We start from the raw sequence: 18938 nt of genomic DNA, 5'->3' as shown, positions 1-18938 counted from the left end.
TGCTCCAAACGTAAGAACAAGGCCGGTCATTGTGAACCAGCCTTGTCTTCTGATTATGGGATTGCTGCAATCTTGATTTATTCTGCAGGAACTTTGACTTCACCGCTGATGATTTTTTGTTTGTACTCTTCAACGACATCCAGTACGTCTTGAGGAACGTTTTTGTTCGTTTCAGGCAGACCTACACCGTTATCCTTCAAGCTCAGCGTTTCAGTACCTGGAGCGAATGTGCCGTCCACAACTTCCTTGGATACTTTCTTAACCGCTTCATCTACACGCTTAACCATCGAAGTCAGTGTAACATCATCGCCGAATTCGAGAGACTGGTCTTTATCCACACCGATTACCCATACTTGCTGGCCGGATTTCACACGGGATTTCGCTTCATTGAAAACACCGGTTCCTGTTCCGCCCGATGCATGGAAAATAATATCCGCACCATTGTTGTAGATGGTTGCAGCAGCCGCTTTACCCAGATCTGGCTTATCGAAAGCGCCAGTGTAGTTTACAACCACTTGAGCATTAGGATTTACTGCTTTAACACCGGCCGCAAAGCCAATTTCAAAGCGTTTGATCAGCGGGCTGTCTTGTCCGCCTACAAAGCCGACCTTGTTGGTTTTCGTCATTTTCCCTGCAACGACACCCACAAGGAAGGAGCCTTCATTTTCTGCAAAAGTAACGGATTTTACGTTAGGAGCGTCCACAACACTGTCAATGATCGCCAGGTTGCTGTTAGGGTTTTCGTCGGCGACCTTTTTAATGGCGTTCGCAAGGTTAAAGCCGATGCCCCAAGTCAGGCTGTATCCGCCTTTAACGAACTGATTCAGGTTCGGATCGTAGTCCTGGTCGGATTTACTCTGCAGGTATTTAACTTCAGCTCCGGTTTCCGTTTGAACGGCTTCCAGTGCTTCCCAAGCGGATTGGTTAAAGGATTTATCGTTTACACCGCCAACGTCTGTAACCATACCGATTTTCACGTCGGACTTGGCTGCTTCTCCGCCGCCGGCAGCTTGCCCGCCGTTTTCGGTATTAGCGCTTTGATTTTTGTTGCCGCATCCGGCCAGAATTACCGAAATGGCCAGCAGCAAGACCAAAGACATACTGTAAAGTTTCTTCATTCTAAATCTGTTCCCCCTTATGGTTGGTTCCTTTGGCCTATTCCCGTTCTCTGAAGACGGTGTCTTCAGATGTCGAGAATCATGCATTAGGACACTACTTTAGAGATTATACAATCATGACCGCCCAAAATCCAGCAGTCTAATAACCTTTGGTCAATTTTTTTTACAAAATTTCAATGAAAGCGTTCCATTTTGCTCAAAACACAAACAATGTATCATTTTATGTCACATTTATTCGTTTTTTCTCTACTTTCATAATACCATCAGCTTGTTAACGAGTGTTTACGCGAAGATGTTCTATAATAGAGCATTCCCATCTTTCACTCTGTTTACGCGAATGTTCGGCAGTTATGCAGGTTCACTCTCACAAAAATAGACCGCCGAGAAATTCGACGGTCTATTTTTTATTGTTCCTGCTGCTTAAACGTTAATTTTTTCTTTAGCTACGGAAGCCAGAGAGTTGAACGCATTAATGTCGTTAACAGCCAAGTCAGCCAGCATCTTGCGGTTCATGTCAACGCCAGCCAGTTTCAGTCCGTGCATCATTTTGCTGTAGGACATTCCGTTTTGACGTGCTGCAGCATTGATACGCACGATCCACAATCTGCGGAAGTTGCGTTTTGTCTGACGACGGTCACGGTAAGCGTACACAAGCGATTTCATTACCTGCTCGTTAGCCGTTTTAAAAATGCGGTGTTTGGAACCGAAATAACCTTTAGCAAGCTTCAATACTTTTTTATGACGACGACGAACGACGAATCCGCCCTTTACTCTTGCCATATCAAAAGACCTCCCAAAAAATGTTTATGCTTATTGCATGATGATGTTCAAAATTACTTCAGATTAGCCAACCCTTGTTTCAAACGTCTTACATCCCCCGGAGCCATCTCAGGATTTGTTCCAAGGACACGCTTGGCACGTTTGGATTTGTGGGACAGCAAATGGTTTTTGTACGCTTTATAACGCATTACTTTGCCTGTACCAGTAATTTTAAAGCGGCCTTTCAGGCTGCTGTGAGTTTTCATTTTAGGCATTTGTTACTTCCTCCTCAATTATCTTTAAGCTTTGGAGCCAAAATCATAATCATGGCACGCCCCTCGAGCTTAGGCTGGCGCTCAACAGTGCACAGGTCGGCCACTTCCAATTTCACGCGTTCCAGAATTTTCTGACCCACGTTGGCATGAGTGATCTCGCGTCCGCGGAAACGGACAGAGCATTTCACCTTGTCCCCTTCCTTCAGGAACTTCACCACATTGCGAAACTTGGTTTGATAATCATGCTCCTCAATGTTGGAACGGAACCATACCTCTTTAACATCAACGATTTTTTGATTTTTGCGGGCTTCCTTCTCTTTCTTCTGCTGCTCGTAACGGAATTTGCCGTAATCCATAATGCGGCATACCGGCGGTTTCGCCTGAGGAGCCACATTCACCAGATCTAAGTTAAGGTCGATCGCCATTTGCAAGGCTTCACGGGTCGGCTTAATGCCAATTTGTTCACCCTCAGGCCCTACCAGACGAACTTCGCGCACCCGAATCTCATCATTGATCATATGTTCCTTACTAATAACACTCCACCTCCAGAACCTATTGGTCAAGCTTGGTTTGAAACATAAAAAAGGGATGTCGGCTCATCAGCCGACATCCCTGTCTAAATCATAAGTCATCATGAAAAATAACCATTCACAAATCATCAGATCAAGACCAGCCAGCCGGCGCCGGACAGGTGAGAAGCCAAAGCTTCTGCTTACTAATCCACCTTATTAAATTAACGTACTCAAAAATGATAGCACATCAGAGCAAGGCAAGTCAACCCTTAATAAACCCTTTTTTTCGAAAATCAGCTTGAATGAATATGGAGCAAGGCGGTCAAAGACCGCCTTGCTTTTACCCTTGCTTGCTCTGAACCTCTTCCAAACGCACCACGCGCGTATGCTGTGTATGGCTCCATTGTTTGTTGTTCTGCGTGAAGAACGCATAAAACGTAATCGGGAACCATGAAATCAGATAGATCGGGAAAAGAATCAGATACAAGTATACTTTTTTGTAAGTCACCTTCTCCAGGATCATCGACGTCATAAATGTAGCAATGTTAAGACCAACAGCGACCACACCGATCCACAGCGGCAAGTAATTGTACAAGCTGGTAATATTCGGTCCATTGAACACTACGGCATCTACCCACATGACAGCCGTCATCAGGAAAGTGAGCAGAGTAGTGTACACGTTCATCGCATACAGAGCCATATCGAATTTAATCAGGCTGCCCTGCTTGACGCTCTGCCAGAGGAGCGGGAAGAAATAGCGCCGCGCCACCGTAAAGTGCCCCTGCATCCACCGCAGACGCTGTCTGGAAGAAGCGGCGAATGTGAGCGGCTTCTCGTCATATACCTTGGCATCATAGTTAAACTTCGGATACACATTGCGCTGCGTGCAGCGCATAGTAAACTCAAGGTCTTCCACCAGGCTCGTTGCGCCCCAGCCCATTTCCTTGAGCAGGTTCGTTTCAAAGCACATGCCCGTTCCGCCAAGGAAGTTTGCCATATTGAGATTGTGGCGTGAGAGCTGCCACAAACGATTGATATACCAGTAAGAAATGCCGTATGCTGCCGTGATCCATGAATCCTCGGGATTTTTGGTATCTATATAACCCTGGATTACACGCGCACCGGAGCAAAGGTCATTGTTCATTTCCTGCAAAAAGTCAGGATGCGCCAGGTTGTCCGCATCAAACATGACGATCGCATCATACTGGCGAGGCATATTCCAGAGCTCCTTCAGCATCCACTCGATCGCATAGCCTTTGCCGCGCAGATTCGGATTGGTCCGCACACAGGCGTTCATCCCGTGGCTGCGTACGATATCCGCCGTTTTATCCGTGCAGTTATCACAAATGACAAATACGTCGTACAGTTCTTTCGGATAGTTCAAATGCTTCAGGTTTTCCATAAGCGCACCGACGACTTGCTCTTCATTATGCGCTGCCACAAGCACCGCAAACGATTTGACGGGCGGAGCTTGTTCTTTTTTCTTCCTGCGGTACAGACCGAACAAAGAGAATGCGAATTGGTACACTGCGATCAGCGCAAGGATGATCTGCACTGTCACAAAAATTGCGTCCAGCATGGTCTCTGTTACCCCCTTAAATAATATCCCTTTAATAACCTTTGTCTTTTCTTTCTAACTTTTTTCTGTAATTCGTAACTTGACCCGGGCAGCAGCCTCTAGCGGGCGCTTGCCTTTTTTGCAGACCCCTAATTGTCCGGATTCGATGCAGAGTGAAGCTGGACCTTCCATCAGATTGCCATGTTCGATTTTCCTTGGTTTTCATTCGTTTGTCAAAAGCTTAAAAATGCAAGATGCTCCAGAAAAAGCACCCGGAATGCCCGAATACGGAATATGCTGCACTTCAAGCTCTCATTCATGGCGGTTAGTTCTTATTTTCATCCATTTGCTTGCTTTTTATTTCTTTCGCCCCCCCTTTCGACAATCCTGCTTCGTTGAAAAGGCTCATCAGTCCTGCTTTATTGTGAAGAGTTTGGAAAAAGAAATGGATTCACTTCAAACTTAAAGTTTATATAACTTTTTTCTCACAGATTGAATCACTGCACCGCCAGTCTGAATTATTTTAATCAATCCGGCGGCATGAAGTCAAAAAAACAAGGTCCAAGCTTCTAATTCTTGAAATGTGAAGCGTTTAAAAATATGATGGGTTTATTGAAAATACATGCCGCTGAAAAAAGCGGCACCGGAGGAGTCATATGGATCGCCTAGTCATAAAACTACTTACTTTGGAGCACAGGCTGTTCAAATGGATCAATGGACGCCTTCATAATCGCTTTCTTAATTTCTGGCTATACTACCTGACTCATCTCGGCGGGGCGACCTTTACCATCGCCTCCACGCTTCTGATCTGGCTGCTTGCACCTTCGCCTTGGGCGGAAACCGGAGCTAAAGCCTTAATCGCTCTCGCGGTCAGCCATATACCGGTTGCTATAGCAAAAAAACTGTATCCACGGGTAAGACCCTACATTACGCTGCCAGAAACGAATACATTCCGCAATCCCCTGACAGACCATTCATTTCCGTCAGGGCATACGACCGCCATCTTTTCGGTGACGGTGCCGTTTATGGCCGAAGCGCCAATTTTGACGTTTATTCTGGCACCGATTGCGTTTATTGTCGGAATATCCCGTATCTATCTGGGGCTGCATTATCCCTCCGACGTGCTGGCAGGCGCCATAGTAGGCTCTGCTGCCGCGGCAGGAACATTTGCATTATGGCCCTAAAGCCGATAAGGTAAAATCGGAGGACAAATCAGCAGGGACAGGAGAACCGAAAGTGGCCAAAAAACGAGTATTATTATTATCGGAAGGTTTCGGGGCGGGCCATACGCAAGCCGCCTACGCGCTCTCGAGCAGCCTGCGCAAGCTGTCCCCGAATGTGCAAACAAAGGTGCTTGAACTTGGCAGCTTCTTGAACCCGCGCATGGCTCCGCTGATTATTACTGCATATAAAAAAACTGTCACTTCACAGCCGCGGCTTGTCGGCATGGTCTACCGCCATCAATATAAAAAATCATTGAGCAGATTTACAACCCTTGCCCTGCACCGACTGTTCTACACGCAGACCCGCAGCATACTGCGGCAGCTGCGTCCGGATCTGGTCGTGTGCACACATCCGATCCCCAGCGCTGTCATTTCCCGGCTGAAGCGCCTTGGCGTGCACGTTCCGTTATGTACAGTCATTACGGATTACGATGCGCATGGCACCTGGATCAGCCCGGAGGTGGACAGGTATTTTGTATCCACCGAGGAGGTTCAGCGAAAGCTGCGGCTGCGCGGGGTGCCGATCACCAAAATCCAGGTGACAGGCATTCCTGTACACCCTGATTTCTGGGAGCATCCCGGGCATGATGAAATCAGGAGTAAATTCGGCCTGAAGGATATGCCGACCGTGCTTGTTATGGGCGGAGGCTGGGGCATGATGAACGACGAAATGCTTCATGAATTCCTGCTTCGCTGGAAGGACCGGATACAGATCATTTTTTGTGTGGGCAATAACGAGAAAATCCGACAGAAAATGCTGCGGGACAACCGTTTCCATCATCCTTATGTTCATGTGCTTGGCTTCACCCGCGAAATCGACAAGCTGATGGAGGTTTCCGATCTTCTTGTCACCAAGCCCGGCGGCATGACCTGCTCGGAAGGACTGGCCAAAGGAATACCGATGCTTTTCCATAACCCGCTGCCTGGACAGGAAGAGGAGAACAGCCAATATTTTGCTGCCCAGGGGCATGGTGAAACGATCACATCCCCGGATGTGGTGGGCAAATGGATGAACAGGCTGCTGCATGACTATCCCGCCATTGTGCGCAAGCGTCAGGAACACGTCGAAAACATCGCACGTTATTATCCGATGCAAAGTGCGCTGAGCATTCTGGATATGCTTGAACGAAACAAGGTGCTCTCCTAGGAGAGCACCTTGTCCTGTTTAAAGGAGCTATTATATTATTGCTGTCCGCCGCTGCGTGAGCCGTACTTTTCCAGCCTGCTTTTATTGTATTCCGCCAAAGCCTCTTTCCCTACAAGCACCTCGACACGATGAATATTCATGCCTTTTCCCATAAATTTCTGCTCATATTCCGTCATGACATGCTCTTCATTGATGCCGTCCCGATGCAAATTCAGGGAGATGTTCGTCATCTGCATACCGCTGTCCGCAATCGCGTTCAGCGAAAACTCAAACAGTGTTTCCGAATCGGTTTTAAAATGGATTTGCCCACTGCTGTTCAGCAATCTGGAATAAACCTGCAGAAAACGGGGATGTGTCAGACGGCGGCGGGCATGCTTCTTCTTCGGCCACGGATCTGAAAAATTCAAATAAATGCGCTCAATTTCACCCGCCTCGAACACCTCCTCAATACGTTCAATGTTCGCCAAAGCAAGCTTGATGTTAGGCGGCGAATCCGCTTCGGAACCGCTCCAGGCAGCACGTGCCTTCTCGCTGGCACGGCGCACAAGCTCATCATACATATCAAACCCGATATAATTGATTTCCGGGTTGCGAGCACTCATCTGGCTGATAAACTGCCCCTTCCCCATGCCAAATTCAACATGGATGGGACGGTCGTTGCCAAAAAGACGGGCCCATTGCCCTTTATATTGTGCTGGCTGCAGAATGACCAGATCCTGCTGCTCTTCCAGACTTTCGCGAATTCCTTTTCTGCCGCGTAAACGCATGTTATTCCTCCATTATGCCTCATAATCTTGTCGGGCCGCATGATTTGTCTTCACGTCCCCTGCAATATTGTGCCGAACTTCACGGCAAAAGTAAACGGGAAATTCAAAGCCGTAAAAATGAAAAAGGAATTACCACCGCCACTCAGGATGAATAACGGGAAGAAATTCCTTTTTCGATATATTTGGATTGGGGTCCAACTAAGTCAGTAGTTCATAGTCTACCTTATCCTTGGGGGAGAAATCAAATGTCTTTTCACAAGCGGCACGAATTTTTTGTCTGGCACTTGTTCCGATGTGCTGATTTGCCGGATAACGCACCCCTGTCAGTGCAAGCGCCTCATCGAACGTCAACTCTACATAAATCTTCTCAGGGCACTTGTGGCTGGGCGTATTCATCCTGATCACCTCACGGTTATTTTTTAGTGGACCGGACCTGCAACATGTGTGGACAGAATAGAACAGCAATGTTTGCTTCAACTTTCTGGTTCCGCTTTCAATATAACATATCATGTAATGTATTTCAATGATCCAAAGCCCTTTCTTTGTTAAAATTCCGCCCCTGCCCCTTTTCTCCAATTCCCTTTTGAAGCTGTTTTTTGGTACAATAAATAAGGTCTATGCGTCTGAAAAGAGAGCCATACCGTTCTCAAAATATATAAAGGGAGCACTTATGAATTCAAACTTGCTTACACCCCCAGCCTTATGGGGAGATAAACGGTTCCATACCTGGAATTATGAAATGCGCGAGCAGTTTCAGGAAAAAATATTCAAGGTCATGCTGGACGCCGGCTTTACCTGTCCCAACAGAGACGGCACGATTGCCACGGGAGGCTGCACCTTCTGCAGCGCCCGCGGGTCGGGAGATTTTGCCGGGAGACGGCGCGACGATCTGGTGACCCAGTTCAATACGATCCGGGACAGGCAGCATTTGAAATGGCCAAACGCCAAATACATCGGCTATTTTCAGGCTTACACCAACACGTATGCGCCCGTCGAGGAACTGCGCGAATATTTCGAGGTGATTCTGGAGCAGCCGGGAGTTGTCGGACTTTCCATCGCCACCCGCCCTGACTGCCTTCCCGATGATGTCGTGGATTATCTGGCAGAGCTGAATGAACGGACCTATCTGTGGGTTGAAATGGGACTGCAGACCATTCATGAATCCACCTCACAGCTGATTAACCGGGCCCATGATACCCAGTGCTATCTGGAAGCGGTGGAAAAGCTGCGCAAACGCAACATACGCGTCTGCACCCATATCATTTACGGCCTTCCGCAGGAGACGCATGAAATGATGCTGGACACCGGCCGCGCCGTCGCCCAAATGGATGTTCAGGGCATTAAAATCCACCTGCTGCATCTGATGCGCAAAACACCCATGGTCAAGCAGTACGAGGCCGGTCTTCTCCGCTTTCTGGAAATGGACGAATATATCAGACTGATTGTTGATACGCTGGAGCTCCTCCCGCCTGAAATGATCGTACATCGACTGACCGGTGATGCGCCCAGAGATCTGCTGATCGGTCCGATGTGGTCATTGCGAAAATGGGAGGTTCTCAACGGGATAGATAAAGAGCTAAGTGCCCGCGATTCATGGCAGGGCAAATATTGGAGGAATGTCTGATGGGCTTCCTGTCGGTTCTCAGTTATGCCCATCAGCTTGTCTCCGCAAGAATTCAGCCGGGAGACACGGCGGTGGATGCGACGGCAGGCACCGGGGCGGACAGCCTGTTCCTCGCCAAAGCTGTCGGTAGACGCGGCCGCGTATTCAGCTTCGATATCCAGGAGGAGTCGCTGCGCCTGACGCAGGAGCGGCTCGACAAGGAGCCTGGTTCCCTCGGTCAGGTGACTCTGCTGCATGAGAGCCACGCCCTGATCCAGGACAAGCTGCCCGAAGAGGTACGCGGGGCGGTAGCTGCCGTCATGTTCAATCTGGGCTATCTGCCGGCCGCAGGAGCTGATCCTGCACTCATTACGAGAACGGACAGCACCATTCCGGCCATGAATGCCGCCCTCATGACGCTCCGTCCACGCGGCATCCTGACGGCTGTTCTCTATCCCGGCCATCCCGGCGGAGAGGAAGAGGCTCATGCGGTCACTGAATGGGCCGCCGCACTGCCTGCGGACGGCTTCCAGAGCATCATCTACCGGCAGCTGCAGCGTCCTGCAGCTCCCTACGTCGTTGCCGTGGAGAAGAAAGCACCCAAGCTGTAGCCTGGATTTCTTAAGTCCACCCGTTCTGGTAATTCCGCTTTTATAATTTTTTTACGCTGAAGGAGAGAGAAATCATGCTGAAACCTTATCCGCTGCAATTTCAACCCGAATTTAAAGAAAGAGTCTGGGGCGGCAGAGCCCTGGAACGCTTCGGTCTCACCCCACCGGAAGGACACATCGGCGAAGGCTGGATGATCGCGGACCATGCCAACGGCACAACGTCTGTCGTCAACGGCCCTCTGGCCGGGAAAGGACTGGACGAGCTTCGCGAGCAATTCGGTACAGAATGGCTCGGCAGCAAAGGCGTCTCCGAAAAAGGAGGCCGCTTCCCCCTTCTGATCAAGCTGCTGGACTGCAATGACGATCTGTCCGTCCAAGTCCATCCGACAGACAGCTATGAGGGCCTCCCACAAGGAGAGCTTGGCAAGACGGAGATGTGGTATGTGCTGGATGCCAAACCGGACGCCAAAATCATCTACGGCCTTAAGGAAGGGGTCACCCCGGAAAGTATGCGCACGGCGCTTGAAAATGGAACCATCATGGATCTTCTGAACCAGGTTCCGGTGCAAGCAGGAGACACCTTCTTTATCCCGGCCGGAACGGTGCATGCTTTATGCGCAGGTGTGCTCGTGGCGGAAATCCAGCAAAATTCGGATACTACATACCGGCTTTATGATTACAACCGCCCTGGACTGGATGGCAAGCCGCGTGAGCTGCATATCGAGGATTCCCTGAAGGTGACCTCCTTCGAAGGAGCAGGCGCCACTTCCATGAAAACCTCGGGAGCCAAAGCGGGCGAATGGCTGCAGCTTGCAACCTGTGACTATTTTACGGTGGAAAAGGGCATTATAAGTGGAAAATGGGATTTGTCCACCACCCCCGACAGCTTCACCATCCTGATTGTCTGCGAAGGGAAAGGAGTGCTTACCTGGAATAACGGCGGTGATTCCCTGGCCTGCAAAGCAGGAGACTGCTTCCTGCTGCCAGCCAACCTCGGGGAGTATTCCCTGACCGGAGAAAGCACCGTGCTGAGATCCTACCTTCCATAAGAAAAACGTCTATCGACGTACATTCAAGGAAGTGACACCACAATATGAAAGAGCATACGTTCACCATGTGGGATCATGGCGGACATAACGTCTTTGTGTACCGCTGGCTGCCTGACAACGAAGCAGACGTACACGGTATCGTGCAGATCGCGCACGGTATGTGCGAAACGGCCTACCGCTATCTGGAATTGGCGGAGCACTTGACAGCGAGCGGTTACGCCGTCTATGCCAATGATCATATCGGACATGGCCAAACCGCTGCCTCTTCGAACAGTCTGGGCAATCCGGGCCCGGATGCCTTTAACCGGATGGCCCGCAATATGATCGAAGTGGGCGAGATCGCGTCCGCAGAATTTCCGGGAGTGCCCCGCATCCTGCTCGGGCACAGCATGGGTTCCTTTTTGACGCAAAAGGTAATGTATGACCCGGAGCAGTCCTACGACGGCTTTATCCTCTCAGGCACTAACGGCCCCCGCAGGCTGCTTCGTTTCGGGGAAAGGCTGGCTGTAATCCAAGGGATGCTGCAGGGGGCAGAACACCGCAGCTTGCTGTTGAACGCTATCGTATTTGGCGGGTTTAACCGCTCCTTCCGCCCGGTGAGGACCGGCTTTGACTGGCTGTCACGTGATGCGGAAGAGGTCGACCGCTTTATCCAGGACCCTTTATGTGGAGCCATTTGCACAACCGATTTCTTCCATTCTTTCTTCAGGCTTTTGCAGGAGATTCATCTGCCCAGGTGCCTCAGCAAAATTGATAAAACAAAACCTGTATATCTTTTCGCAGGTCAAAGGGACCCTGTCGGCATGTTTGGCAAAGGCGTGCTCTCCCTGATTCAAATGTATAAAGAACTGGGAATGGAACGGGTGGAATATAAGCTGTATCCAGACGGGCGGCATGAGATGCTGCATGAAATCAACCGTGAAGAAGTGATAGCCGACCTCATTGGCTGGCTGCAGCGCCAATTCTCGCCCGTCTCCTTAAAGTAAAGTAATAAGAGCATCCTTGACGCCCGAAAAAGGCCGAGGATGCTCTTTTCATTGCAATATATGCACCAAGACTTACCAGCCCATCCGCTTCGCCAACGATGTGATATGAGCCGTATGATGTCTTCCATGCCAGGCATACAGCCCTGTGGCCGTCTCCAGACTGACCACACCCGATTCCGGATGCATAAACGAACGGCGGAACTGCTCGGGCCCGAAGGATTGCAGCAGCATCGTCCACCGTTCATGCAGCGAGTCCAGCAGGCTCAGCGATACCTCAACAGGCAATTGTCTGGCATCGGGAAGCTCCGCCCAGCGGCCTTCGTCATACGGCTTGATGGTGGGTCCGTCTTCCGTCAAAGCCAGCTTGAACCGTACATAGCTGTTCATATGGCTATCTGCCACATGGTGAACCACTTGACGCACCGTCCAGCCTCCCTCGCGATAGGGAGTGTCAAGCTGCGTTTCGTCCAGTCCCTGGACAGCAGCAAGGAGCTTGGCTGGCAGTTCGGCGATGTCCTTGATCCAGGATTGCAGCAATTCATCCGTGATTTGTTTAGGCGCTTCAAATTCCCCAATTGGATATCTATCCTTCCATTCCGCGCTCATAGGATCACCAGACCTCTCCATATACAATATTCTAAAAAAGGCAGACCGCTCTACAGCAGCCTGCCTTAATTAGTTCAACATTTTAAATATATTATCCTTCCAACAAAAGCGATTCAGGATCCTCCAGCAGTTCCTTGACCGTCACCAGGAAGCGTACAGCTTCGCTGCCGTCGATAATGCGGTGATCATAGGACAAGGCAATATACATCATAGGACGGTTCTCCATGCGTTCCGCATCAATGGCTACCGGACGGATTTGGATCTTGTGCATGCCCAGAATACCCACCTGAGGGGTGTTCAGAATTGGCGTTGAGAGCAAGGAACCGAATACCCCGCCATTGGTAATTGTAAAGGTGCCGCCCTGCAGATCAGACAAGGACAGCGTATTGGAACGCGCCTTGCTCGCCAGCTCGGCAATGCTTTTCTCGATTTCCGCAAATCCGAGTCTGTCCGCATCCCGCACAACCGGCACAACCAAACCTTCCTTGGCGGAAACGGCGATCCCGATATCATAAAATTTCTTCAGGACAACTTCTTCGCCGTCAATTTCCGCATTCACCATCGGGAACTGTTTGAGCGCACCGACTACTGCCTTCGTGAAGAAGGACATAAAGCCCAGGCCGACATCATGCTTTTCCTTGAATTTGTCTTTTCTGCGCTTGCGCACCTCCAGGATCGCCGTCATATCGACCTCGTTAAAGGTGGTCAGCATCGCTGCCGTATGCTGTGCTTCCACCAGACGCTTGGCGATGGTTGCCCGGCGGCGGCTCATCCGTTGGCGCTCAACCGGTTTGCCGTACCCGCCTTCCGGCTGGGCTGCGGCCGCCGGTTTGGCTGAAGCCGCCGGTGCAGACGGCTGCGCAGACGGAGCTGCGCCAGACGTGTGGGCTTTTACGTCGTCCTGGTAAATCCGGCCGATTGGATCTTTTCCCTGAACTTCACCCAGATCAATGCCGCGCTCACGCGCCAGCTTGCGGGCGGACGGGGAGGCCTTCTGCGAACTGTCGCTTGGCGGCGGCACAACTGCCGCGCCACTACCGGCGAATTGCTTGTCGTCACCCTTGGGAGGAACGGAAGGGGAGCTAACGTCTGCCAGGGCCGAAGCTGCCTCCATGTTGGCAGAAGGAGCCGCAGGGCTCACACCCGCGCCGCTGCCGATCAAGCCAACGGATTCTCCGATTTCTACCGTCTCCCCTTCCTGACGGACAATTTTCTCAAGCACGCCGGACTCTTCGGCGCTGATCTCCAGATTGACTTTATCCGTTTCCAGCTCCAGCAGGACATCTCCCTGGGATACCGCATCCCCTTCTTTAACGTGCCATCTGGAAATTGTTCCTTCAGTAATGGATTCCCCCATTGCGGGTACTTTAATCTCGCTCACAGACGCTACCTCCCCAGTGGAATGTTGGTTTTATTCGATATTTTCTTCAGCGCGGACTGAATAATGCTCTGCTGCTCCATTACATGTATGTGCTGATAACCACTCGCAGGGCTTGAACGCTCCGGCCTGCCCTGGTAGTTCACCACAGCCCCCTTAGGAGCCACGGCCCGCAGACGGGGCTCCATGTAAGTCCAGGCGCCCATATTTTTCGGCTCCTCCTGCACCCACAGCAACTCCTTCACCTTGCCAAACCGCTTCATTACAGCCCGGATTTCCTGCTCAGGGAAAGGAAACAGCTGCTCCACACGGATAATATGAAGCCAGTCAAGCTCCTCGCCGCCTTCCTTCTCCAGCGCTTCTTCCAGATCGATGGCCATTTTGCCGCTGCAGAGCACGATACGTTCTACACGGTCAGCGCGTCCTCCCAGCCCCGGCTGTTCCAGGATCGGGCGGAACGAGCCATCACTGAGCTCGGAGGCCGGCGATGCGACACGGTTGTTGCGAATCAGGCTCTTCGGCGACATCATCACGAGCGGTCGCGCCTGCTCTGTGCCGCTAAGAGCCGCCTGGCTGCGCAGCAGATGGAAATACTGGGCTGCGCTGCTCAGATTGGCCACGGTCCAGTTGTCTCCCGCAGCCAGCTGCAGGAAACGCTCCAGTCGGGCGCTCGTATGCTCCGGCCCTTGCCCTTCGGCAGCGTGCGGGAGAAGCATGACAAGGCTGGATTTTTGTCTCCATTTGGCCTGCCCTGCAGAGATAAACTGGTCGAAAATCACCTGCGCGCAGTTGGCAAAGTCCCCGAATTGCGCCTCCCAGATGACCATCGTCTCCGGTGAATATACGTTATAGCCGTATTCAAAGCCAAGCACTCCCGCTTCCGACAGCGGGCTGTTATAGATCGCGAAGGAGGCTTTGGCCTGCGGCAGAGCATGCAGCGGGCTGAATACGTCTCCGGTCTCCGGATCATGCAGCACAAGGTTGCGGTGGGCGAAGGTAGCCCGCTCCGCGTCCTGGCCTGTCATACGGATCGGCTTGCCATCCGCCAGAATGCTGGCGAAGGCCAGTGTCTCCGCAAGGCTCCAGTCGATTTTCTCGCCTGCATTAAAGGCGCTTTTCCGGCGCTGCAGAATCTTGGAGAGCTTCGGATACACCCGGAAATTGGCCGGCCATTTCAGCAAGGCTTCGTTCAATTCTTGCAGTTGGGCTGCCGGAACACCGGTCTGAAGCTTAAGCTTGTCGCCCTCTGCACGCTGCTTGTCTTCCACCGGCTCTTCCTTCGGATGATTCTTCGCTTCTTCATGCGCCGACTTCAGCCGGGTCTGCACTTCTTCCACCAGGCTGCTGCGGAAGGATGCGTCCACCACGCCCTGCTCCGCCAGGTATTTGCCATATAAATTGCTAACTGTCGGATGCTTCTTCACCTTGCGGTAAACGAGCGGCTGGGTTGTTTCCGGATCATCCGTCTCGTTATGGCCGTAGCGGCGGTAGCCGATCAGATCAATCAGGAAATCCTTCTTGAATATATTCCGGTATTCGGCCGCAATACGCGCCGCAGCGATGCAGGCCTCCGGATTATCCGCATTCACATGAATGATCGGAATTTCGAAGCCCTTGGCCAGATCACTTGCATAATGAGTCGATCTGGAATCGCTGCTGTCAGTCGTAAAGCCGAGCCTGTTGTTTACGATAATATGAATGGTTCCGCCATTGCTGAAGCCTCTCAAGCCTTTAAAGTTCAGCGTTTCCGCAACAATGCCTTCCCCTGGGAAAGCCGCGTCGCCATGCATAAGGATGGTTGCAGCCTTGTTGACATCCTGTACCGGATATCCCGGGGCGCTGCGGTCCTCCTGCGCCGCGCGTGCGTATCCCTGCACCACCGGATTCACATATTCCAGATGGCTTGGGTTGTTCGCCAGCGTCAGACGCGCACGGACAGCTTCTCCTTCTTTCACATATCTGTCGGCTCCCAGATGGTATTTCACGTCCCCTGTCCAGCCGTAATTGATGCCGGTCGAGCCTTCGGACGGAATCATATCCTTGTTCGGGGAATGGTGGAACTCGGCAAAGACTTTGCTGTACGGTTTGCCCAACACATGAGCCAGCACATTCAGCCGCCCCCTGTGGGCCATCCCCATCAGGACATGGCTTGCGCCGGCCTGGATAACGCTGTGCACCACTTCATCAATCAGGGGTACAAGCGCGTCATTGCCTTCGATTGAGAAGCGCTTCTGTCCGACGAAGGTTTTATGCAAAAATTCCTCAAACTGCTCCACTTCAACCAGCCTGCCGAGCAGAGCCTTCCGTTCCTCGACGTTTAACGACTCTTCGCTCAAGCCCGATTCCGCCTTGCGATTCAGCCAGTCCCTTTCCTTCTCATCATGGATATGCGTAAATTCAAACGCCAATGGGCCCGTATAGGCTTCACGCAGCTTTTGAACGGCATCCCATCCGTTGAGGGCATCCTGGGGAGCAGCGTCCCAGATCAAAGAAGCAGGAAAAGCCTTCAAATCCTGCTCTGTCAGCCCGTAAAACTCCGGTTCAAGCAATCCGGTGTCCGCCTTCGGACTCAATCCCAATGGGTCAATATCGGCTGCGAGATGGCCATAAGCGCGAATATTCGAGACCAGTTTGCCCGCTGTAACCGCTTTCTGCAATAGACCTGTATCGACCGCCGGCAGTACAACCGTGGTCCCCCCCTGTCTTTCGGAAAATACGGGAACATTGCTCCCCTCCGACTGAGGAGGTTCACCCCACTGTTCAAAAAGCTGCCGGTACGTCGGATCCACGGAAGCCGGATCCTTGATGAAATTTTCATACTGCTCCTGCACATACCCCAGGTTCGGTCCGTAATACGTCTGCCATGGCACTTGTCTGTCACTGTCTGCCATCGTCATCTCGTTCCCTTCGTCATGTTTTGGGATTCATCGCTGGACGGAATCGGTCTTTAAATCAACGTGCTCATTTCCAGCCTATTACAAAACTCCGTCCATCATCCGTTTCACAGAGTTCATTCTTGAGTTTAAGAGGAAGAAAATGCGTATGCTCCGGCATTTCCTGGAGTGCAAGACTGCCTATCAATTTTATAAGCGCTTTCCTTCCTAATTACCATTGTATAAAATTTTGCACTCCGATAACATTTCCTATTTTTCAACATATTAATGCAAATTTGATATGGATCAGGCCATTTCCCATTATAATAAATAAAATTTTAAAAGGCCAATCCACGGATATCCAGCGGATTGGCCTTTTACTCTATAGGGTAAATTCAGATGACAGGTCATGAGCCGAACTGGGCGGCATGCAAACGGCTGTACACTCCTCCGGATGCGATCAAATCATCATGTCTGCCCTGCTCGGTAACCCCCTGCTCGGTGACGACGATGATCCGGTCCGCATTCTTGATGGTCGCCAGCCGGTGGGCAATGACCAGTGTTGTCCTGCCTTCGGACAATTCCGCAAGGGACTGCTGGATTGCGGCCTCCGTCTCCGTATCCAGCGCGGATGTAGCCTCGTCCAGGATGAGGATCGGCGGATTTTTCAAAAACATGCGCGCAATGGCCAGCCTTTGCTTCTGCCCGCCCGACAGCTTCACACCCCGCTCGCCGATGACCGTATCCATCCCATCAGGCTGGGAACGGATAAAATCCACAAGCTGCGCTCTGCGCGCCGCTTCCCAAATCTCCTTGTCGCTGGCATCCAGCTTGCCGTAGCCGATATTTTCGCGGATGGTGCCGGAGAACAGAAATACATCCTGCTGCACGATGCCGATCTGACGGCGCAAGGAGGACAGGGTCATCTGCCGGATGTCCATTCCATCCACCGTAATGGCGCCGCTGTCGACGTCATAGAAACGGGGCAGCAGGCTGCAGATCGTCGTTTTGCCCGAACCTGAGGGTCCTACAAAAGCAACCGTCTCACCAGCCCGGATATCAAGATGGATGTTCTGCAGTACCTTTTCCTTCTCCCCATACCCGAAGCTCACTCCGCGGTAGCGGATATCCCCTTTCAGGTTCTCCACTTCCACGGCCTCTGGAAAATCCGCCACCTCCGGCTCCATGTCCATCAGCGCTGTAAAGCGCTTGAAGCCCGCTATACCCTTGGGATAACTCTCAATGATGGCGTTGATTTTATCAATAGGCCGGAAAAATACGTTGGACAGCAGGATAAAGCCGACAAATTCGCCATAGGTGAGCTCTCCGCGAATGACGTAATAAGCGCCGCTGATCAGGACGAAGAGAGATACAAGCCGGGTCAGCACATAGCTCATGGATAGGCCCTTGGACATAATTTTATAGGCCGTCAGCTTGGCTGCGCGGAAGCGGCCGTTGTCATGATTGAATCTTTGCTTTTCAAACTCTTCATTCGAGAAAGCCTGTACAACACGAATGCCGCCAATCGTATTTTCCACACGGGAATTGAATTCGCCCATGCTGCTGTACATGCCGTCAAACGCCCGCGTCATTTTTTTATTGAAATAGATCGACAGCCAGATCAGCAGTGGAATCACTGCAAAGATCAGAAGCGCCAGCTCCAGGTGAATAAACGACATCAGCGTAAAGGCACCCAGCAGCGTCATAATCGCAATAAACAAATCCTCTGGTCCATGGTGCGCCATTTCGCCGATTTCCATCAGATCATTCGTAATCCGTGACATCAGCGTACCTGTCTTGTTGTTATCGAAGAAACGGAAGGACAGCTTCTGCATATGCTCGAACAGCTTGCGGCGCATGTCTGTCTCAATATTGATGCCCAGCATGTGCCCCCAATAGTTCACAATATACTGCATCACTGTATTTAATGCATAAATGCCCAGCAGCCCCAGGCAAGCCAACAGAATCGACCGCAACTCTCCTTGTGGAAGCAGTTTATCCACGACATAATTGACCGCAAGCGGAAAACCCAGCTCCAGTAGCGCGGCAAAGACGGCACACGTGAAATCCAGAATAAAGAGCGGCCGGTAAGGCAGATAATAGCTGAAAAATCGGCGGAGCATCCTATACCTTCTTTCTCTATGTATTTCTGAGGGAAGGGCGAGCAGAATGAAAATGTCCCGCCGCGCTGTATAGCGTCAGCAGGACATGATCAAGAAGCATATCGGAGTAGCGGGATTTGAACCCACGACCTCACCCACCCCAAGGGTGCGCGCTACCAGACTGCGCTATACCCCGGTAATATTTTGCGGTAAACCGCGTCAGATCAACGTTTGTCTCTGCGGAGGACCGATGTTCAATCATCGTATGTACCATATTATACCGGATAGGCGCGCATCCACGCAAGATAAAAGCGACCCACCCGCGTCGGCATTGACGCAAGCAGATCGCATATTAATATTACATGTTTTTT

The 18938-nt window shown here is 51.3% G+C and carries 17 protein-coding genes and 1 tRNA gene; 6 read left to right on the top strand and 12 right to left on the bottom strand.

What is annotated here, in order from left to right; all coding sequences use genetic code 11:
- Positions 1-77 precede the first annotated feature (77 nt).
- The 5 genes from ACE5LO_RS07740 to ACE5LO_RS07720 form a co-directional block, all read right to left on the bottom strand.
- Entirely contained in the window at positions 78-1118 is a 1041-nt protein-coding gene (locus ACE5LO_RS07740) for a BMP family lipoprotein (protein WP_375519456.1), read from the bottom strand.
- A 420-nt stretch (positions 1119-1538) separates the two neighbouring features.
- Entirely contained in the window at positions 1539-1898 is a 360-nt protein-coding gene (gene rplT, locus ACE5LO_RS07735; RefSeq protein WP_375519455.1) for a 50S ribosomal protein L20, read from the bottom strand.
- Between the two features lie 53 nt (positions 1899-1951).
- Positions 1952-2152, bottom strand: coding sequence for a 50S ribosomal protein L35 (gene rpmI, locus ACE5LO_RS07730; RefSeq protein WP_042205713.1), 201 nt, complete (start codon positions 2150-2152; stop codon positions 1952-1954).
- Positions 2153-2166: 14 nt separating this feature from the next.
- Entirely contained in the window at positions 2167-2670 is a 504-nt protein-coding gene (gene infC / locus ACE5LO_RS07725) for a translation initiation factor IF-3 (RefSeq protein WP_305753052.1), read from the bottom strand.
- Positions 2671-3004: 334 nt separating this feature from the next.
- Positions 3005-4243 (bottom strand): glycosyltransferase family 2 protein, encoded by a 1239-nt coding sequence (locus ACE5LO_RS07720; RefSeq protein WP_375519454.1) that lies wholly within the window; start codon positions 4241-4243, stop codon positions 3005-3007.
- A gap of 635 nt (positions 4244-4878) precedes the next feature.
- Here ACE5LO_RS07720 and ACE5LO_RS07715 point away from each other — a divergent pair.
- Together ACE5LO_RS07715 and ACE5LO_RS07710 are read left to right on the top strand one after the other, a co-directional pair.
- The gene (locus ACE5LO_RS07715) at positions 4879-5406 is read left to right on the top strand and encodes a phosphatase PAP2 family protein (RefSeq protein ID WP_375519453.1); all 528 of its coding nucleotides are present in this window, start codon (positions 4879-4881) and stop codon (positions 5404-5406) included.
- 52 nt (positions 5407-5458) lie between these two features.
- Complete coding sequence (locus tag ACE5LO_RS07710; RefSeq protein ID WP_375519452.1) at positions 5459-6592, top strand: MGDG synthase family glycosyltransferase; 1134 nt, start codon at positions 5459-5461, stop codon at positions 6590-6592.
- A 35-nt stretch (positions 6593-6627) separates the two neighbouring features.
- On the opposite strand, the gene trmB is transcribed toward ACE5LO_RS07710, so the two are convergent.
- Positions 6628-7359: a tRNA (guanosine(46)-N7)-methyltransferase TrmB gene (gene trmB, locus ACE5LO_RS07705; RefSeq protein ID WP_375519451.1), complete on the bottom strand. Its 732-nt coding sequence runs from the start codon at positions 7357-7359 to the stop codon at positions 6628-6630.
- Between the two features lie 198 nt (positions 7360-7557).
- Positions 7558-7755, bottom strand: coding sequence for a hypothetical protein (locus ACE5LO_RS07700; RefSeq protein WP_375519450.1), 198 nt, complete (start codon positions 7753-7755; stop codon positions 7558-7560).
- Between the two features lie 274 nt (positions 7756-8029).
- On the opposite strand from ACE5LO_RS07700, the gene mnmL reads away from it, so the two are divergent.
- From mnmL to ACE5LO_RS07680, 4 genes are all read left to right on the top strand, one after another.
- The gene (gene mnmL, locus ACE5LO_RS07695) at positions 8030-8983 is read left to right on the top strand and encodes a tRNA modification radical SAM protein MnmL/YtqA (protein WP_375519449.1); all 954 of its coding nucleotides are present in this window, start codon (positions 8030-8032) and stop codon (positions 8981-8983) included.
- Positions 8983-9573, top strand: a complete 591-nt coding sequence (gene mnmM, locus ACE5LO_RS07690) for a tRNA 5-(aminomethyl)-2-thiouridylate-methyltransferase MnmM (RefSeq protein WP_375519448.1) — start codon at positions 8983-8985, stop codon at positions 9571-9573. Before mnmL ends, mnmM begins: the two co-directional genes overlap by 1 nt.
- Positions 9574-9647: 74 nt before the next feature.
- Positions 9648-10622: a type I phosphomannose isomerase catalytic subunit gene (locus tag ACE5LO_RS07685; RefSeq protein ID WP_375519447.1), complete on the top strand. Its 975-nt coding sequence runs from the start codon at positions 9648-9650 to the stop codon at positions 10620-10622.
- Positions 10623-10666: 44 nt separating this feature from the next.
- Positions 10667-11608, top strand: a complete 942-nt coding sequence (locus ACE5LO_RS07680; RefSeq protein WP_375519446.1) for an alpha/beta fold hydrolase — start codon at positions 10667-10669, stop codon at positions 11606-11608.
- A 72-nt stretch (positions 11609-11680) separates the two neighbouring features.
- Here ACE5LO_RS07680 and ACE5LO_RS07675 read toward each other — a convergent pair whose 3' ends face one another.
- The 5 genes from ACE5LO_RS07675 to ACE5LO_RS07655 form a co-directional block, all read right to left on the bottom strand.
- Entirely contained in the window at positions 11681-12214 is a 534-nt protein-coding gene (locus ACE5LO_RS07675) for a YfiT family bacillithiol transferase (protein WP_375519445.1), read from the bottom strand.
- A 91-nt stretch (positions 12215-12305) separates the two neighbouring features.
- A complete protein-coding gene (odhB, locus tag ACE5LO_RS07670; protein ID WP_375519444.1) occupies positions 12306-13595 on the bottom strand; it encodes a 2-oxoglutarate dehydrogenase complex dihydrolipoyllysine-residue succinyltransferase in 1290 nt (429 codons plus the stop codon).
- A 5-nt stretch (positions 13596-13600) separates the two neighbouring features.
- A complete protein-coding gene (locus ACE5LO_RS07665) occupies positions 13601-16489 on the bottom strand; it encodes a 2-oxoglutarate dehydrogenase E1 component (protein WP_375519443.1) in 2889 nt (962 codons plus the stop codon).
- Between the two features lie 383 nt (positions 16490-16872).
- Positions 16873-18588 carry an ABC transporter ATP-binding protein gene (locus ACE5LO_RS07660; RefSeq protein ID WP_375519442.1) on the bottom strand — a complete coding sequence of 572 codons (1716 nt, stop codon included), beginning with the start codon at positions 18586-18588 and terminating at the stop codon, positions 16873-16875.
- 101 nt (positions 18589-18689) lie between these two features.
- A tRNA-Pro gene (locus tag ACE5LO_RS07655) sits at positions 18690-18763 on the bottom strand.
- Positions 18764-18938 lie beyond the last annotated feature (175 nt).

The organism is Paenibacillus medicaginis (assembly GCF_042138635.1).
In the GTDB taxonomy this organism is placed as follows: Bacteria; Bacillota; Bacilli; order Paenibacillales; family Paenibacillaceae; genus Paenibacillus; species Paenibacillus medicaginis.
This window is presented reverse-complemented; position numbering and strand designations above follow the sequence as displayed.

Bases quoted from the DNA above. Each gene is read 5' to 3' on its own strand.
- infC (WP_305753052.1), bottom strand. From the start codon at position 2,670: ATGATCAATGATGAGATTCGGGTGCGCGAAGTTCGTCTGGTAGGGCCT.
- ACE5LO_RS07675 (WP_375519445.1), bottom strand. From the start codon at position 12,214: ATGAGCGCGGAATGGAAGGATAGATATCCAATTGGGGAATTTGAAGCG.
- ACE5LO_RS07665 (WP_375519443.1), bottom strand. From the start codon at position 16,489: ATGACGATGGCAGACAGTGACAGACAAGTGCCATGGCAGACGTATTAC.
- ACE5LO_RS07660 (WP_375519442.1), bottom strand. From the start codon at position 18,588: ATGCTCCGCCGATTTTTCAGCTATTATCTGCCTTACCGGCCGCTCTTT.
- rplT (WP_375519455.1), bottom strand. From the start codon at position 1,898: ATGGCAAGAGTAAAGGGCGGATTCGTCGTTCGTCGTCGTCATAAAAAA.
- mnmM (WP_375519448.1), top strand. From the start codon at position 8,983: ATGGGCTTCCTGTCGGTTCTCAGTTATGCCCATCAGCTTGTCTCCGCA.
- ACE5LO_RS07715 (WP_375519453.1), top strand. From the start codon at position 4,879: ATGGATCGCCTAGTCATAAAACTACTTACTTTGGAGCACAGGCTGTTC.
- ACE5LO_RS07700 (WP_375519450.1), bottom strand. From the start codon at position 7,755: ATGAATACGCCCAGCCACAAGTGCCCTGAGAAGATTTATGTAGAGTTG.
- ACE5LO_RS07680 (WP_375519446.1), top strand. From the start codon at position 10,667: ATGAAAGAGCATACGTTCACCATGTGGGATCATGGCGGACATAACGTC.
- rpmI (WP_042205713.1), bottom strand. From the start codon at position 2,152: ATGCCTAAAATGAAAACTCACAGCAGCCTGAAAGGCCGCTTTAAAATT.
- trmB (WP_375519451.1), bottom strand. From the start codon at position 7,359: ATGCGTTTACGCGGCAGAAAAGGAATTCGCGAAAGTCTGGAAGAGCAG.
- mnmL (WP_375519449.1), top strand. From the start codon at position 8,030: ATGAATTCAAACTTGCTTACACCCCCAGCCTTATGGGGAGATAAACGG.
- ACE5LO_RS07740 (WP_375519456.1), bottom strand. From the start codon at position 1,118: ATGAAGAAACTTTACAGTATGTCTTTGGTCTTGCTGCTGGCCATTTCG.
- ACE5LO_RS07720 (WP_375519454.1), bottom strand. From the start codon at position 4,243: ATGCTGGACGCAATTTTTGTGACAGTGCAGATCATCCTTGCGCTGATC.
- ACE5LO_RS07685 (WP_375519447.1), top strand. From the start codon at position 9,648: ATGCTGAAACCTTATCCGCTGCAATTTCAACCCGAATTTAAAGAAAGA.